Genomic DNA, 17,531 nt, shown 5'->3' with positions numbered 1-17,531 from the left:
ACTATGTGCAACGTAACGTGATAAAAATTATACTATGGATAAAAAGTGAATGGGGGAGTGAAGATGACTGTCACGATCAAAGATGTCGCGAAACGCGCAAACGTGGCTCCCTCCACGGTTTCCCGTGTTATCGCCGACAGTCCGCGCATCAGCGAGAAAACGAAGCGGAAAGTGCGCGAGGCGATGAAAGAACTTGGATATCACCCAAATTTTATTGCGCGCAGCTTGGCAAACCAAGCGACGCAAGTCATCGGCATCGTCATGCCGAGCGCGGCGGAACAGGCGCTGCAAAACCCGTTCTTTCCAGAAGTCATCCGCGGCATCAGCAAGGCGGCGCATGAAAAAAAATACGCGCTGCAAATGTCCACGGGCGAAAAAGAAGTGGAAATTTATGAAGGGGTCGTCGACATGCTGCAAGGCCGCCGCGTAGACGGGGTGATTTTATTATACTCGCGCATCGATGATAAACTGATGAAATATTTGCAAAAAAACAAATTCCCATTTGTCGTGATTGGGAAGCCGCATCAAAAGGCGGAACAGATCACTCATGTCGATAATGACAATTACCTGGCGGGCAAAGAGGCGACCGAGTATTTGATTGCGCGCGGCCATGAACGAATCGCTTTTGTCGGCGGCAATAAGCAATATTTGGTCACCGTTGACCGTCTGAGCGGGTATGAGGCGGCGTTGAAAGAAGCTGGCCTTCCTTATCGTGAAGACTATATCATGCATGAAGAATTTCTGCAGGAAGGCGGCCAAGAGGCGATGAAAGAGCTGCTTTCGCTCGCAGACCCGCCGACCGCGCTTGTCGTCGCCGACGACTTAATGGCCTTAGGCGTGCTGAAGACGTTGGATGAAATGAACCTGCGCGTTCCCGATGACATTTCGATCGTCAGCTTCAACAACACGCTGCTGGCGGAAATGTCAAGTCCGCCGCTGACATCGGTCGACATCCACATTTTCCAGCTCGGCTATGAAGCAACGAAAAGTCTAATCGAAAAGATTGACAACCCAAACGAACCGGTCAAGCGCATTATTATTCCGCATCGCATTGTTGAGCGTTTTTCGTGCAACGATGGCAGGAAATAAAGTTTCCCCTAGCCGCGAAAAGGCGGTTAGGGGGATAATATGCTCAAAACGGGAGTTACCTATAAGGTAAAAATCTTGAACGGGGTTAGCGGGTGGCTGCCCTTAGCAAAAAAATCGATTTCGATACTTACTAGATAAAGTAAATTGTCGATCGTTTCTTCACTCACAAGATATAGCGATTGGACGTACTTCATCACGTGTATCTCTATAACTTAAGAAGCTTATCGCTCCCTCTTTATTGGAATACAGAAAAGATGGACCAATAAAATAGATAAGGTTTTAAGTCATTGGAGAAATTTAGTTGGTTACGTACAAAATCGAAAAATGAAAAAATCGTTTTGATTCTTATATTTTAAAGGTCAATCTGCAAAACAATCCTTTTTATTGGTAATTGGTTCCCACTATAGAGTCTGGTGCCATAAACAATGATTCGCATGCGCTCCTCATAGGTGTTGATAAGAACTCCCTTTTCCCTTGGTACATGAACACCATTTGAAATGAATCATCAACATTAGCCAGGTTGACAAAAGTCTTTGATGTGAACACGGGTTCCTTATGACGGAATCTCGTGATTGAAATCCCGCCTTCTTTGCAAGAGAGTCCAAATGGCAACCGAAAATTTAAATGGATTTTCAGCCGTATCTGCTTGTTTGAATGTAGAGATCATGGGTATATCGATTATTAGTGATATCTAAGTGATTGGCTTTGATGGATTGTCATCGAGTCAATGCATGATTCCTGCCTTTATAATTTTTAGTCAGAATATTATGATAAATTAACGAGTGACGGCTAGTTTATTGACTTCTTAAATAGATCAAAATGAGATGCTCAATGAATAGGAGGTGGTGTTACCCATAGAAATGTCATAGGAAAAAGTATATCAGTAAGAAGGTAGTTTTTTACGTCATATTATTTTAAAAGAAAGGAAGAAATGGCATGTGGAAGGTTCCAAAATTCATTAAACAATCATATCTCGTTTTTCTTCTTGCTCTATTGCTCTATTCTTCATTTGGTTTTTCGTTTTCCAGGACTGAGGCGACTACATCTACAGGAACTTTAGGACCAGTTACCCCGAAAGACACAATATATCAGATCGTGACGGACCGTTTTTTTGATGGCGACCCATCAAATAACAAGCCTCTTGGTTTTGATCCTACCTTGTTTGATGATCCGGACGGCAATAACCAGGGGAACGGGAAAGATTTAAAGTTATATCAAGGCGGTGATTTCCAAGGAATCATAGATAAAATTCCTTATTTAAAAAATATGGGGATAACTGCCGTTTGGATTTCCGCTCCTTATGAAAATAGGGACACTGTGATAGAAGATTATCAATCAGATGGAAGTATTAATCGTTGGACCAGTTTCCACGGTTACCATGCAAGAAATTATTTTGCAACCAACAAACATTTTGGTACTATGAAAGATTTTATTAGACTACGCGATGCTTTGCATCAAAATGGAATTAAACTAGTGATAGATTTTGTATCCAATCATTCAAGTCGTTGGCAAAACCCGACATTGAATTTTGCGCCTGAAGATGGTAAATTATATGAACCTGACAAGGATGCGAATGGCAATTACGTATTTGATGCTAATGGAGAGCCTGCGGATTACAACGGTGATGGAAAAGTTGAGAATCTTCTGGCGGATCCACATAACGACGTGAATGGTTTTTTCCATGGTCTGGGCGACCGGGGCAACGATACTTCTCGTTTTGACTACCGTTACAAAGATCTAGGCTCTTTGGCTGATTATTCTCAGGAAAATGCACTAGTGGTTGAACATTTGGAGAAAGCAGCTAAATTTTGGAAATCAAAAGGGATCGATGGTTTTCGACATGATGCCACTTTGCATATGAATCCTGCATTTGTGAAGGGATTTAAAGATGCAATTGATTCAGATGCAGGTGGCCCGGTTACCCATTTTGGTGAATTTTTCATTGGAAGACCGGATCCCAAGTATGATGAGTACCGGACATTTCCTGAACGAACAGGAGTCAACAACTTGGATTTTGAATATTTCCGTACGGCCACAAACGCATTTGGGAACTTTTCTGAAACGATGAGTTCCTTTGGTGATATGATGATCAAGACAAGTAATGATTACATTTATGAAAACCAAACAGTTACTTTCTTGGATAATCATGATGTAACAAGATTTCGCTATATTCAACCAAACGATAAACCTTATCATGCAGCTCTCGCTGTCTTGATGACATCACGTGGGATTCCTAACATTTATTACGGAACAGAGCAATACCTGATGCCGTTAGACTCAAGTGACATTGCGGGTCGGATGTTTATGCAGACTTCTACTAACTTCGATGAAAATACCACTGCATATAAAGTCATTCAAAAGCTTTCAAACTTAAGAAAAAATAATGAAGCTATTGCCTATGGAACCACAGAAATTTTATACAGCACAAATGATATACTGGTCTTTAAAAGACAGTTCTATGATAAACAAGTAATTGTAGCGGTAAACCGACAACCGGATCAAACGTTTACCATTCCGGAATTAGATACGACTCTTCCAGTAGGAACCTATAGTGATGTACTGGGCGGACTGTTATATGGGAGTTCAATAAGCGTAAATAATGTCAACGGTCAGAACAAAATTTCTAGCTTTACCTTGTCTGGAGGAGAGGTCAATGTCTGGTCGTATAACCCATCATTGGGGACTTCAACTCCAAGGATTGGCGACGTTATTTCCACCATGGGACGTCCCGGTAATACCGTTTATATTTACGGTACTGGATTAGGAGGAAGCGTAACAGTCAAATTCGGTTCTACTGTTGCTACTGTGGTGTCAAACAGCGATCAAATGATTGAGGCTATAGTTCCAAACACTAATCCTGGAATTCAAAATATTACAGTTACAAAAGGATCTGTAACCAGTAATCCTTTCCGATATGAGGTCCTATCCGGCGATCAGGTGCAAGTAATTTTTCATGTGAATGCCACAACGAATTGGGGGGGAAACATTTATGTTGTCGGAAACATTCCAGAGTTGGGAAGCTGGGATCCGAACCAATCGTCTGAGGCGATGTTAAATCCGAACTATCCAGAATGGTTCTTGCCAGTGAGTGTGCCCAAGGGAGCTACTTTTGAATTCAAGTTTATCAAAAAAGATAACAATGGAAATGTCATTTGGGAAAGCAGGAGCAACAGAGTATTTACCGCACCGAACAGTTCGACCGGTACTATTGACACCCCTTTATATTTTTGGGATAACTAAAAGCTGAATTAAGGTAATATATTGGATCTGGCATAGTTGTCGGCTCCTTTTTTTGTGACATAAAATTTAATTAGCAATCAGCATAGCTACAAAAACTGTTATGTAATATTGATTTGTAGATTAGAATTTAATTTTTTTGAATTTATCAAACGTTTGCACTTTATTGATTATACAAAAAATTATTGCTTTTTTGTTTCTAGGCTTTTATAATTAAGGTAAAATACCATTGAAACCCCTTACATATACGTATTATTTTTTTAAATATATATGCAAACGATTGCACAAAAGTATTTGTTTATGGGTTTTAATGGTATGAATGATTTAGCCATATGGAAGGAGAGGGAAAATGAAGAAAAAGAGAAGGGGTATCTCAATTTTGGCAGTGATGGTGCTGGTATTCAGTTTGCTGGCGGCCTGCGGACCAACATCATCCCACAAAAGTGTCGGGAAGAATGAACCGGCAAGTACAAATGAAGGAGACAGTAAAGAAATTAAACCAGAAAAAGGTGCTAAACTGAAGGTCTGGGAATCTGGCGGAGCAATTGGTGAATGGACCAAATATGTGGCTGAAGAATTTACCAAAAAGTATGGGGTGCCGGTAACTTTTGAAGAAGTAGGACATACTGATGCGCCTGAAAAGCTCAAAACGGATGGTCCGGCTGGACTTGCGGCAGATGTGTTTGCTGCTCCACACGATCATCTAGGATCTATGGTATCAGCAGGATTGGTTTTAGAAAACTTTTTCCCAGAAGAGTATCAAGATAAGTTTATGAAATCTGCTATTGAGGGGACGACAGTTGATGGAACTCTTTACGGCTATCCTACGTCTATTGAAACATATGCTTTATTCTACAACAAAGATCTGGTAAAGAAATTACCTAAAACCATGGATGAACTGATTACACAAGCTAAAGAATTGACTGATATTAGAAACAATAAATATGGATTCATGATGGAAGTAGCGAACTTGTATTTTGTATACTCATTTATCGGCGGATACGGTGGTTATGTATTCGGTGATAACAATACCAATCCGAAAGACATTGGTTTGAATAACGAAGGAGCTGTAAAAGCAGGAAAGTTAATGCAACGTATTCATAAAGAAATCTTGCCTTTGAAGGTGGAAGATATTACTTATGATGTGAAACAATCTTTATTTAACGAAGGAAAACTAGCTTTCAATATTGATGGGCCTTGGGCTGTAGCGGGCCATCGCGATGCTGGCGTGAACTTCGGTGTCATACCGTTGCCTAAATTGGAGAACGGTCAAACACCTACAAGTTTTTCCGGTATTCGCGCATTTTATGTAAATGCTTATACAAAGTATCCGAACGCAGCCTCCTTATTCGCCAAATTTGCAACGAGCGAAGAAATGCTACTAAAACGTTTTGAAATGACTGGGCAATTGCCACCGGTTCAATCTCTTCTAGACAATGAAACTATAAAAAATGATGAAATTGCATCGGCATTCTTGGAGCAAGCAAAATATGCAGTGCCAATGCCAAACATTCCACAAATGCCAATGGTCTGGGAACCTATGGCATCTGCTCTCACTACGATTTGGAATGATGGAAAAGATCCAAAAGAAGCTCTGGATGCGGCGGTTGACCAGATTAAAGCGGGAATTGCCACTCAGGGTCAGTAGCAACGAGATAGAAAATTGAATCAATGCTCTCTGTTTCGGAGGGCATTGATTCTTAATTGTGAAAAAAACGGAAAGGGGGTCTTTGCATGTCTCCAACACCCAATTTAGTTGCAGAACCAGAACGCCGCCAAACCAAGAAAGCAAGTACAGCCGCGGTATTATCCTTCCTTTTTATGGGTCTGGGACAAATTTATAATCGGCAGTACATCAAAGGAATTTTATATGCTCTGGTAGAAATATATGTAATTGTTTTTTTGACAAACCCGATTGTGAACGGTTTATGGGGCTTGATCACCTTAGGTGAGCAAGCTCAGGTTCGAAGAAGGGGAAGGGTAGTCATAGAAGGAGATCATTCCATCTTCTTGATGATAGAGGGATTGATAATTGTTATAGTCCTTGTTATTTTCCTGTTATTTTATATCTATAATATTCATGATGCCTATAAAACAGGCAAACTTCACGAGACCGGAGAAAAAGTAAACAGTTTTATAGAATCATTGAAAAAATCATGGGAGTATGGATATGCTTACATTCTTTTGACTCCTGCTGCAATCTTTACTCTCTTTCTTTCCGTTCTACCATTGACTTTTGGTATTCTGATTGCATTTACTAACTTTTCCTCCCCCAATCATTTGCCTCCAAAAAACCTAGTGGATTGGGTGGGGTTCCAGAATTTTATTGATTTATTTAGATTACAAGCATGGAGCAAGACATTTTATGGGATAGCGACTTGGAACATCATATGGGCTATTCTAGCTACTTTCACCACGTTTTTTGTGGGGATGTTCTTTGCTTTAATTATTAATCATAATAAAGTTCGCCTGAAACGAATGTGGAGAACAATATTCATATTGCCCTGGGCTGTTCCCCAATTTATTTCTATCCTTGTTTTTCGAAATATTTTCAACGGTCAATTCGGTCCTTTGAACCAGTATTTATCCACTTTAGGAATTGATCCTATTCCTTGGCTGTCCGATCCATTTTGGGCAAAAGTAGCTCTAGTGACCATAAATATTTGGTTGGGATTCCCGTTCTGGATGGCATTAATTGCAGGTGTGTTGACGAATATTGACAAGGAATTATACGAAGCGGCAGAAGTAGACGGAGCAAGCACATTTCAAAAATTTCGCTCAATTACTTTTCCTTTATTAATGTACTATACTTCTCCACTTTTAATCATGAGCTTTGCTGGAAACATCAATAACTTTAACGTCATCTACCTCTTTACCCAAGGGGGACCTGCCGATGGCAAATATACTTATGCAGGTTCAACTGATTTGTTAATATCTTGGATCTATAAGCTGACTTTGAACCATAGCCAATTTTATATGGCTTCCGTACTTTCCATTCTGATTTTTATTGTAGTAGCAGTATTTTCAATTTGGAACTTCCGACAAACAAAAGCATTTAAAGAAGAGGAAATGATGTAAAGATGAGTGCAAAACCATTACGTACAAAAAAATTGTCCGGTGCAAAGTTCAAGGAAGCTGTGGTTACCGTTCTAATCTATGCTTTTCTGATCATTTCAGCTATTTTGGTTTTGTATCCAATCGTCTGGATTTTCATTGGGGCGTTAAATCCAGGAGACACATTGTATAGTTCAACTCTTATGCCTGAGAAAATTACAATGAAGCATTACACACATCTATGGTATGAAACTGATTATGTCAAATGGTTTAAAAATACTTTATTCGTTGCAACGATGAATATGATCTTGTCCACGTTTTTAATCGTGTCATCGGCTTATGCTTTCTCACGTTTTCGATTTCCTGGCCGCCGCCAAGGTTTGATGGCGATGCTGATTCTGCAGATGTTTCCTAGCTTTATGGGAATGATTGCTATATATATTCTTCTTCTCCAGATTGGCCTATTGGACAATTTGTGGGGATTGATTCTTGTATATGCAGGCGGTTCTATACCATTTGGAGCATGGCTGGTCAAAGGATATTTTGATGGATTGCCAAGAAGCTTGGAGGAAGCAGCTAAAATCGACGGTGCATCCCACACCACCATCTTTTTCAAAGTGATGATGCCTCTGTCAGTGCCTATTTTAACCTTTATTGCGATTAACAATTTTATCGGGCCATGGATGGATTTTATTTTCGCCCGATTGGTTCTACGCTCCAACGAAAATAAAACTCTAGCAATTGGGTTGTTTGAGATGGTTACCGGTCGCGGAAATACTGAATTTACAACTTTTGCGGCAGGGGCCATTATTGTAGCGATCCCGACCACTATTCTGTTCTTGTTACTGCAAAAATACATTATTGCAGGCTTAAGCGCAGGTGCAAACAAGGGGTAATCGAAGTACGGAGATGAGGTGCAGAGCATTGAGTAAAAGAATAATATCTGATCCAGCTGGATGCTTATGAGGATGTGATTTTAGTTTAAAAAAGGAGTCGTCATCATGCATACATTAACCGATTTAAGAGAAGTTACCATTACGGAAACAGCAGTTGAACTGTACTATGCATTTCAAGCCAAGGTTCTGATTCGCTCCCCACAGGAAGGAACCGTCCAGGTCCAGTTCCTGAAAGTGACCGATTGGAGCGAAGAGGTTCCGGAACCTTCCTATTCGGTTCTGCTAAAAGAGTTTCTTCCGCTTCAGACGGAAGAGAGAGAAAATGAGATTACTGTTTCCATCCCGAAGGGGAGAGCGGTAATTTCCAAAGTGCCCTTCGGAATTCGCTTTTTTAATGAAACAGGCCGGGAGGTAACGAGAAGCGCTGATACTGCGGCGTATCAGTTTGACGGTTGGAAGAGCCGCATTTCCTTTCAATTTTCCGGTGACGAACGCATCTACGGGTTGGGGGAATCAGATCTCAATCAGGATGATGTTCGCCTCAATCACCGTGGTACAATCCGACCGATCTGGAACAAACATCTGCCTTCGCCTTCACGATTGATGATACCAGTTATCTACAGTTCAGAGGGGTACGGTCTCTTCGTTGATAATCCTTGGGTCGCCCGTTTTGATTTCGGTGTGGAGAAGGAAGATATCTGGTTCTATGAAGCCGAGGGTGGGACGATCACCTATTATCTATTCTTGGGGCAAGAGCTGAAAGATTTGGTCAGTCAGTATGTGGAATTGACGGGTCGCCCGGAGATTCCTCCACTCTGGACTTTTGGTTATTTGCAGTCTAAATTTGGATACAAGAGTCGTCAGGAAGTGGAGGAATTGGCAGAAACTTTCCGTCAAAAACGGATTCCGTGCGATTCAATCATTCTAGATCTCTACTGGTTTAAGAAGATGGGGGATATGTGCTTTGACCGTATCGCCTTCCCGCAGCCGGAAAAGATGATTGCGGGATTGCGCGGCAAAGGGTTTCATCCCATCGTAATTGAAGAGCCTTATGTGACAAAAGAAAGCCGTTTGTTCCCAGAAGGAGACAGGATTAAAGTATTTGCCAAAAAGCAAAATGGAGAAACCTATCTATTCCCATTTTGGGCAGGAGAATCGGCGTTGGTTGATTTCACAGATCCGTTTGCCAAACAGTGGTGGGCCGACCAACACAAGGAATTGATTGAGATGGGTATAGAGGGTTGGTGGACCGACTTGAACGAGCCGGAGGTTCACTCCCCGGATATGGTCCATCATGACGGCCCTGCTCAAAAGGTCCATAACATTTTTGCCTTGGAAATGCATAAATCATTGGCCTTGGCGCATGAACAAAACTGTCCAGAGCGCCGACTGTTTATCATGAGTCGCTCGGGATGGGCAGGCAGTCAGCGTTATGGCGTGGGGGTCTGGTCCGGCGATGTGGAGAGCACTTGGACCGACTTGAAGAAGCAACTGTCTGTAGCTTTAAGCATGAGCCTTGTCGGCCTCCCACTCTGGAACAGCGACATCGGTGGATTTAAAGGGAATGAACCGTCACCTGAACTCTATGTGCGCTGGATACAATTTGGAGCCTTTACCCCTATCATGCGCCCCCATGGTGCTCATCAAAATCGTGAGCCTTGGGCTTTTGGTGAAGAAACGGAAAAAATCGTAAAGAATTTCATCGAGTGGCGTTACCGCTTTCTGCCTTACATCTATTCCTGTGCATTTGAAACCTATCGCACCGGGATACCTTACATGCGTCCAATGGTTATGGAGGTGCCGGAGGATCTCAATTGTACCGAGATCTGTGATCAATTCTTCATTGGATCCAATTTGCTGGTGGCTCCCGTTTTGGAAGAAGGAGCAACATCCCGCAAGGTTTACCTGCCAGAAGGTCTTTGGTATGATGTTTGGACGTGGCAGTCGGTTGAGGGGGGGAGAACGATCGAAGCTGATGCGCCTCTGGATCGTATTCCTATCTATGCCAAAGCGGGGTCGATCATCCCTACATTGCCTGTAATGCAACATGCAGAGGAACGATCATGGGATAAGATGACCATTATCGTCTATCCCGGTCGGAATGGTGAGTTCCTGCTATATGAAGATGATGGAAAGACAACAGCTTATAAACGGGGAGAATACCGCACTATGTCGTTCAGTCAGAAGAACTTGGACGGCAAGATAATTGTAAATATTGGAGCAGGAACTGGTTCCTATCCTGAGTCGGTTGAACAACGGACCTACCACATTCTGATACCAGGTGTCACCGCTTCCGAGGTAAGAATGAACGGGAAATCTGTACATTCTATCAAGCAAGAAGAAGGTTGTTTGGCGTTTACTTTGGAGGATCAGCCCGTAAAATGCGAGATTAATGTAGAGATAGTGATAAATAAGTAAGGAACTTTCGATAAATATGAAATTCCAAATGTCATCAATTTCTCCTGTATTGTTGACATTATGTTAAGAATTTTCCAGCTCGGCTATGAAGCGACGAAAAGTCTAATCGAAAAGATTGACAACCCAAACGAACCGGTCAAGCGCATTATTATCCCGCACCGCATTGTCAAACGGTTTTCGTGTGGTTATTATCGAAAGAAATAAAAGCTGGCCCAAACGATCGCAACAATCGATCGTTTGGAGTCAGCTTTGTTTTTCCTATCTAGAAATACATGGCCGTAGACAGATTACTCATTAATCGCATAACTAAGGTTGCCGCTATTGGAGCCATTGCCATACACAAAAAAACTTGCAACAAATTGTTGCAAGTCAAGGAAGAGAGGGTGCCTTTTGCTATACGTGCAAAAGGCTTGAGGAACTTGGATCAGAAGCAGCATGTATTTTTATCATAGCTGCTATATACAGACCGCTCAACAAACATGTCAGAAAATATTACATAAAATTTACATGGCGATGAAGAATATTCCGTTTCCGCTGCTTTCTACCCATTGACAATCTTCCCGCCATTTACATGTATCATTTGCCCCGTAATATAGGATGACTCCTCGCTTGCCAAAAAGACATAGCTCGGGGCGACTTCGCTCGGCTGGCCCGGCCGTTTCAGTGGGGTGTTGGAGCCGAAGGTGGCGACTTGGTCGCTTGTGAATGTCGATGGAATAAGCGGCGTCCAAATCGGTCCCGGCGCGACGCCGTTGACGCGGATGCCTTGCCCGGCGAGTGATTTTGCCAGCGAACGCGTAAAGGCGACGATCGCGCCTTTTGTGGCCGAATAGTCAATCAATTGCTCGTTGCCTTCATAAGCGGTAATCGACGCCGTATTAATAATGGCGCTGCCTTTTTGCAAGTATGGAAGCGCTGCTTTTGTCAAATAAAAATAGCCGAAGACGTTCGTGCGGAACGTTTTTTCTAGCTGTTGCGCAGTGATATGGAGCAAGCTGTTTTGCGGATGCTGCTCGGCGGCGTTGTTGACGACGATGTCAAGTTTGCCAAATTGGTCGATCGTTTGTTTGACCGCTTGCTTGCAAAAGTTTTCATCGCCGACATCGCCAGCGATCAGCAAGCATGTTTTTCCTTCCTGCTCGACAAGCCGTTTTGTCTCTTCGGCATCTTTATGTTCGTTTAAATAAATAATCGCGACATCGGCGCCTTCTTTGGCGAAATGAATCGCGACCGCCCGGCCGATGCCGCTGTCGCCGCCGCTAATGATAGCGACTTTGTTCTGCAGCTTCCCGCTTCCTTTATACGTTTCGCTGATCGAGACCGGCTGCGGGTTCATCTCCGTTTGCAGTCCGGGCTGTCGGTTTTGGTGCTGCGGCGGCAGCGTTGCCTGTTGTTTCGTGACCATTTTCCATTCCTCCCTATGTTATCATTTGTCATCGTTAGTATGGAATAAGGAAAGGGAAATAATGTAATGTTGGCAAATAATCATTGCTGACCATATTGCATAAAAAAGCTGGCCGATTTTGGCCAGCTTTTTTACAACACGTTGAAATAGCGCGCTTCCGGATGGGCGAAGACGATCGCGGAGACGGATGCTTCCGGCTCCATCATATATCCGTCTGTTAAATGAATGCCGATTTCTTCTGGATGCAGAAGGCGGAACAGTTTTTCTTGATCCTCTAAGTTTGGACAGGCCGGGTAGCCGAACGAGTAGCGCTGCCCCTGGTATTTGGCGGCAAAGCGCTCTTCCATCGTAAAATCCGGGTCATCTGGAAAGCCCCAGCGGTCGCGCATAATTTGGTGAATGCGTTCCGCAAATCCTTCCGCGATTTCGAGCGCCAATGCCTGAATCGCATGGCTTTTTAAAAACTCGCCGCTTTCTTTCCACTGCTGTGCCAGTTCGCGGATGCCTTTGCCAGCGGTGACGGCAAAAAAGCCGACGTAGTCGATTTGCCCGCTGTCTATTGATTTTAAATAATCAGCGAGGCAAAGATACGGGGCCCGCGGCTGTCTTGGAAATTCAAACGTTTCGATCACCGTCTTCTTGTCTTCTGGAGAATAAATGTAAATGCGGTTTCCATCACTTTGCGCCGGGAAAAATTGATATACCGCCGCTGGCGTAATCCAGCCGTGCTGCTTGGCTTCTTCAAGCAGTTCATCCACGACTCCTTTTAGCATCAGAGCCTTTTCATCTTTTTCTTCCAAAAGCCGCTTCACTTTTCCTTTTAATCCGAGATGGTGTCCGAGCACCATTTGCCAGTTGACATACGGAATAATATGGGACAGCGGAATCTCTTTTAATATGTGGCGCTCCAAATCGGTTGGGACAAATACCGGCACGTCCGTAGAAACATTGGATTTCGCTGTCATGACGGCAGGTGCGGCTTGTTCCCGTGCTACTTCCCGTTTTTCCGTTTTTGTATATTCGATTTCGTTTTGCTGCAATTGGTTTGCCAGCGCCAGCCCTTCCATGGCGTCTTTGGCGTATAGGACAATTCCATCGTATTCCGGAGCGATTTTGTTTTCTGTAAATTTACGCGTCAGCGCGGCGCCGCCGACTAAAATCGGCGTCGAAATGCCCGCCTGCCGCAAATCTTGCGCGGTGACGACCATTTGCTGCGCCGATTTGACAAGCAGGCCGGATAAGCCGATGATATCCGGCTTTTCCGCCTGAACAGCTTCGATGAGCTGCTGCGGCGCCACTTTAATGCCTAAGTCAATGACATGAAAGCCGTTGTTGCTTAAAATAATGTCGACCAAGTTTTTGCCGATGTCGTGCACATCGCCTTTCACAGTGGCGAGAATGACCTTTCCTTTTGCGCTGTCTTCTTTTTTCTCCATGTATGGCTCTAAAAAGGCGACCGCCGCTTTCATCACTTCCGCGCTTTGCAATACTTCGGCGACAATGAGCTGGTTGTTGTTAAAGAGCCGGCCGACTTCGTCCATCCCGGCCATCAGCGGGCCGTTAATAATGGCAAGCGGGTCAGGATAAACTTGCAGAGCCTGTTTTAAATCGGCAAACAGCCCTTCTTTCGTGCCTTCGACGACATAGCCCGCGAGCCGCTCTTCTAAGCTAAGTTCTATTTTCGCTTTTTTCGGCTCTTTTGTTTTGTCGCGGTAAAATTGGATAAACGTATTTAATGTTTCATCGTTTGTGTTAAACAGCAATTCTTCCGCTAACCGCACTTCTTCTTCCGGAATCGAGGCGAAGCGTTGCAATTTTTCCGTGTTGACGATCGCGTAATCAAGACCGGCCTGCGTGCAATGATATAAAAAGACGGAGTTTAAAATTTCCCGTCCGACCGGCGGAAGCCCGAACGAGACGTTGCTGATGCCGAGCATCGTTAAACAGTGGGGCAGCCGCTCTTTAATAAGGCGGATGCCTTCGATCGTTTCTTTAGCGGAGCCGATGTATTGTTCATCGCCGGTGCCGACCGGGAACACAAGCGGGTCGAAAATAATGTCATGCGGGGATACCCCGTATTTGTTGACAAGCAGGTCATACGAGCGCAAAGCGATTTCCAGCTTCCGCTCGGCCTTCACCGCCATTCCTTGTTCGTCAATCGTGCCGACAACAACGGCGGCGCCGTATTTGTGAATAAGGGGTACGACTTTGGCAAACCGTTCTTCGCCATCTTCCAGATTGATCGAGTTAATGATCGCTTTTCCTTGCGAATAGGTGAGGGCGCGCTCAATGACCTGTTCATCGGTTGAATCGATGACAAGCGGTACTTTGACTTTTTTGACAACTTGCTGAATAAATTTTTCCATATCCTCTTGTTCATTGCGGTCCGGGTCGGCCAGGCAGATGTCGATGACGTGGGCGCCGTTTTTCACTTGCGCGCGGGCGATTTCCGCCGCTTCTTCGTATTTTCCTTCAGCGATGAGTCGTTTAAATTTGCGAGAACCGATCACGTTCGTCCGCTCGCCGACAAACAATGGCCGCATCGTTTCATCGTAAATAAGCGGATCGATGCCGGAGACGGCATGAATGGCAAAAGACTTCGGAATCGGCCGCGGCGGAATATCGCGGACCGCTTCGGCGATGGCGCGGATATGTTCCGGCGTCGTTCCGCAGCAGCCGCCGACGATGTTGATCCAGCCTTTTTCGGCGAAACGCTGAACTTTTTTCGCCAGCATTTCCGGCGTCTCATGGTAATGTCCTTCCTCATCGGGAAGACCGGCGTTTGGGTAGCAGCTGACCGCCGTATTGGCGAGGGAAGCGAGCGTGCGCAAATGGTCGGTCATAAACTCCGGGCCGGTCGCGCAGTTTAAACCGACGGCAAACGGTTTCATATGCTGAACGGAGATGAAAAACGACTCGATCGTCTGCCCGGCCAGCGTCGTGCCCATCGGTTCAATCGTGCCGGAAATCATGATCGGCACCCGTTTGCCGACCGCTTCAAACGCCTTGGAAATGCCGATAAAGCCGGCTTTAACGTTTAAGGTGTCCTGGCACGTTTCCAAAAGCAGCAAGTCGACGCCGCCAAGCAATAACCCGCGCGCTTGTTCTTCGTAGGCGGCGACTAATTGGTCAAACGTCACGCCGCCCGTGACGGACAGCGTTTTTGTCGTCGGTCCCATTGAACCGGCGACAAAGCGCGGCCAATCGGAAGTCGAGTAGGCGTCGGCGGCTTTGCGCGCAAGCTTGGCCGCTTCGATGTTTAATTCGAGCGCTAAATGGCCGAGCTGATATTCCTCTAACACGATGCTTGTCGCGCCAAACGTGTTCGTTTCAATAATATCCGCGCCCGCCTGCAAATACGCATCATGAATGTGTTTGATCACATGCGGGGCAGTGAGCGTCAAATATTCGTTGCATCCTTCGTATTGCTCGCCGCCGAAATCGTCGGCCGAGAGCTTTGCGCTTTGAATCATCGTTCCCATTGCGCCGTCAATGACGAGAATCTTTTTGGCAAGCTGTTGTTCGAGTGTTGCGTTAGCCATGGAGTACCTTCCTTTCTTGTGCGGCTTTTTCTTTTTCGTGAATATAGCGGACGAGTTCGGCTGTCATTTCATAGCGTAAAAACGGCGTAATGAGGTAGATGCCGTTAAATAAGTCAAAAGCGGCGTCAATGAGCGATTTGGCAATCGCGATCCCTTCGCGCGCCGCTTGCACTGGGTTGTTGGCGCATGCCGCCATGCGCGAGCGGATTTCTTCCGACAGCGTAATGCCCGGCACTTCATGGTGAAGGAAATCGGCGTTGCGCGCGCTCACAAGCGGCATAATGCCGATGTAAATCGGCGTTTCGAGATGTTTCGTCGCTTCGTACACTTCCTCGATTTGCCGTTCGGAATAAAGCGGCTGGGTAATAAAATAGTGGGCGCCGCATTGAATTTTTTTCTCCAGGCGCTCTACGGCCTTATCCAAATGGCGGACGTTCGGATTAAAGGCCGCGGCGATCGAAAAATTCGTTTTTTGTCCGAGCGGTTTTCCCGAATACGACAGTCCTTCGTTAAATTGGCGAATGAGCCGAATCAAGTCGAAAGACGATAAGTCGTAGACCGATGTCGCCCCAGGAAAATCGCCGATTTTCGATGGATCGCCGGTAATGGCGAGCACATCGGTGATGCCGAGCGTATGCAAGCCCATCAGATGCGACTGCAGCCCGATCAAATTGCGGTCGCGGCAGGTGATATGAATAAGCGGACGGATGCCGAGCTGTTGTTTGACGATGGAGCCGAGCGCCATGTTGCTGATTCGTGGGGTAGCCAGCGAGTTGTCAGCCAGTGTCAGGGCATCAATGTTTGCCTCTTTCAGCGCTTTGGCGCCTTCTAAAAATTTGGCGATCCCTAATTTTTTTGGCGGATCGAGCTCGACGATCACCGAACGGCGCTCGCGGACGATGTCTTGCAGCGGCGGCGCCGCGTTTGGCTCGTTTGATGATATGGAAACGGAAATATGGCGCTGTTTGACTGTTTTCGTTTGCACCGGCGTCCGATCGGTTAAGGCGTTTGCCATCGCTTCGATATGTTTCGGCGTCGTGCCGCAGCACCCGCCAATCAGGCGCACGCCTTGCTCACGGAAGGCAAGCGCTGTTTCTTTAAAATAATCCGTGTTTGTTTCATAGACAAGCCGTCCGTCGCGATAATCCGGCAGGCTTGCGTTCGGATACGCGGAAAGAAACGCTCTGTTTGGCAGCGGCACTTCCTCCAGCGAGCGGATCATATGGTACGGGCCGAGACGGCAGTTTAGACCGACGACATCGGCTCCCAACTGTTCCAGGCGCGCCAATGCTTCGGCAAGCGGAGTGCCATCTTGCAAGACGCCGACTTCATGGAGGGAGACGTGCGCGATAATCGGCTTATCCGTTTCTTTGCGCGCGATCGCAAGCACTGTCTCTAATTCTTCTAAATCGTAATACGTTTCGAGCAACAAGCCGTCGACATCCTCATTTAACAGCACAAACAATTGCTCGCGAAACGTCCGCTTTACCTCTTCGATGGAAACGGCGCTTTTATTGATACTGCGCAACCCGCCGATCGTTCCAAGCACGTAGGCTTTATTTCCCGCCGCCGCCTGTTTGGCGAGCCTTACCGCCGCGCGGTTAATCGCCGGCACCTCGTCTTCGAGTCCATAGCGGGCGAGTTTGACGTAGTTGGCGCCATATGTATTCGTTTGAATGACCTCGGCGCCTGCGGCGATATATGCTTCATGAATATGAATGATCTCTTCCGGCTTCGATAAATTTAGTTCTTCAAAACATCGGTCGACGCCGTGCGAGTATAATAGCGTTCCCATCGCGCCATCGGCGATGAGGATGCGTTCTTTTAAGTCTTGCAAAAGTCCCACGCTCATTCCCCCGTTCTATGAAAATGGTAAAAGAAAAAAGCCTT

The 17,531-nt window shown here is 45.4% G+C and carries 9 protein-coding genes and 1 pseudogene; 7 read left to right on the top strand and 3 right to left on the bottom strand.

The window, feature by feature from the left end; genetic code table 11:
- The first annotated feature begins 63 nt into the window (after positions 1–63).
- The 7 genes and pseudogenes from BV455_RS05180 to BV455_RS05150 all read left to right on the top strand — a co-directional run.
- The gene (locus BV455_RS05180) at positions 64–1,089 is read left to right on the top strand and encodes a LacI family DNA-binding transcriptional regulator (RefSeq protein WP_218687814.1); all 1,026 of its coding nucleotides are present in this window, start codon (positions 64–66) and stop codon (positions 1,087–1,089) included.
- Between the two features lie 936 nt (positions 1,090–2,025).
- A complete protein-coding gene (locus BV455_RS05175) occupies positions 2,026–4,329 on the top strand; it encodes an alpha-amylase family glycosyl hydrolase (RefSeq protein WP_218687813.1) in 2,304 nt (767 codons plus the stop codon).
- Between the two features lie 346 nt (positions 4,330–4,675).
- A complete protein-coding gene (locus BV455_RS05170; protein WP_042408694.1) occupies positions 4,676–5,974 on the top strand; it encodes a sugar ABC transporter substrate-binding protein in 1,299 nt (432 codons plus the stop codon).
- Positions 5,975–6,060: 86 nt separating this feature from the next.
- Entirely contained in the window at positions 6,061–7,404 is a 1,344-nt protein-coding gene (locus tag BV455_RS05165; protein ID WP_218687812.1) for a sugar ABC transporter permease, read from the top strand.
- 2 nt (positions 7,405–7,406) lie between these two features.
- Positions 7,407–8,276 carry a sugar ABC transporter permease gene (locus BV455_RS05160; protein WP_218687811.1) on the top strand — a complete coding sequence of 290 codons (870 nt, stop codon included), beginning with the start codon at positions 7,407–7,409 and terminating at the stop codon, positions 8,274–8,276.
- Between the two features lie 105 nt (positions 8,277–8,381).
- Positions 8,382–10,694, top strand: a complete 2,313-nt coding sequence (locus BV455_RS05155) for a glycoside hydrolase family 31 protein (protein WP_218687810.1) — start codon at positions 8,382–8,384, stop codon at positions 10,692–10,694.
- 66 nt (positions 10,695–10,760) lie between these two features.
- Positions 10,761–10,898: pseudogene (locus tag BV455_RS05150) on the top strand (LacI family transcriptional regulator); the annotation flags it as partial.
- Positions 10,899–11,235: 337 nt separating this feature from the next.
- Here the strand turns inward: BV455_RS05150 and BV455_RS05145 are convergent.
- The 3 genes from BV455_RS05145 to BV455_RS05135 all read right to left on the bottom strand — a co-directional run bounded on the left by BV455_RS05145 (position 11,236) and on the right by BV455_RS05135 (position 17,487).
- Positions 11,236–12,099: an SDR family oxidoreductase gene (locus BV455_RS05145; protein WP_218687809.1), complete on the bottom strand. Its 864-nt coding sequence runs from the start codon at positions 12,097–12,099 to the stop codon at positions 11,236–11,238.
- 131 nt (positions 12,100–12,230) lie between these two features.
- Positions 12,231–15,641: a methionine synthase gene (gene metH / locus BV455_RS05140; protein WP_218687808.1), complete on the bottom strand. Its 3,411-nt coding sequence runs from the start codon at positions 15,639–15,641 to the stop codon at positions 12,231–12,233.
- Positions 15,634–17,487 carry a bifunctional homocysteine S-methyltransferase/methylenetetrahydrofolate reductase gene (locus tag BV455_RS05135; protein ID WP_218687807.1) on the bottom strand — a complete coding sequence of 618 codons (1,854 nt, stop codon included), beginning with the start codon at positions 17,485–17,487 and terminating at the stop codon, positions 15,634–15,636. The genes metH and BV455_RS05135 overlap by 8 nt, the downstream gene beginning before the upstream one ends.
- Positions 17,488–17,531 lie beyond the last annotated feature (44 nt).

The organism is Parageobacillus caldoxylosilyticus, assembly GCF_019272935.1.
Classification (GTDB): Bacteria; Bacillota; Bacilli; order Bacillales; family Anoxybacillaceae; genus Saccharococcus; species Saccharococcus caldoxylosilyticus.
Note: the sequence above shows the minus strand (reverse complement) of the source record. Positions and strands in the feature narration are given on the sequence as shown.

What these genes read in the sequence shown, in the direction of transcription:
- BV455_RS05180 (WP_218687814.1), top strand. Translation starts at nt 64, where the DNA reads ATGACTGTCACGATCAAAGATGTCGCGAAACGCGCAAACGTGGCTCCC.
- BV455_RS05175 (WP_218687813.1), top strand. Translation starts at nt 2,026, where the DNA reads ATGTGGAAGGTTCCAAAATTCATTAAACAATCATATCTCGTTTTTCTT.
- BV455_RS05170 (WP_042408694.1), top strand. Translation starts at nt 4,676, where the DNA reads ATGAAGAAAAAGAGAAGGGGTATCTCAATTTTGGCAGTGATGGTGCTG.
- BV455_RS05165 (WP_218687812.1), top strand. Translation starts at nt 6,061, where the DNA reads ATGTCTCCAACACCCAATTTAGTTGCAGAACCAGAACGCCGCCAAACC.
- BV455_RS05160 (WP_218687811.1), top strand. Translation starts at nt 7,407, where the DNA reads ATGAGTGCAAAACCATTACGTACAAAAAAATTGTCCGGTGCAAAGTTC.
- BV455_RS05155 (WP_218687810.1), top strand. Translation starts at nt 8,382, where the DNA reads ATGCATACATTAACCGATTTAAGAGAAGTTACCATTACGGAAACAGCA.
- BV455_RS05145 (WP_218687809.1), bottom strand. Translation starts at nt 12,099, where the DNA reads ATGGTCACGAAACAACAGGCAACGCTGCCGCCGCAGCACCAAAACCGA.
- metH (WP_218687808.1), bottom strand. Translation starts at nt 15,641, where the DNA reads ATGGCTAACGCAACACTCGAACAACAGCTTGCCAAAAAGATTCTCGTC.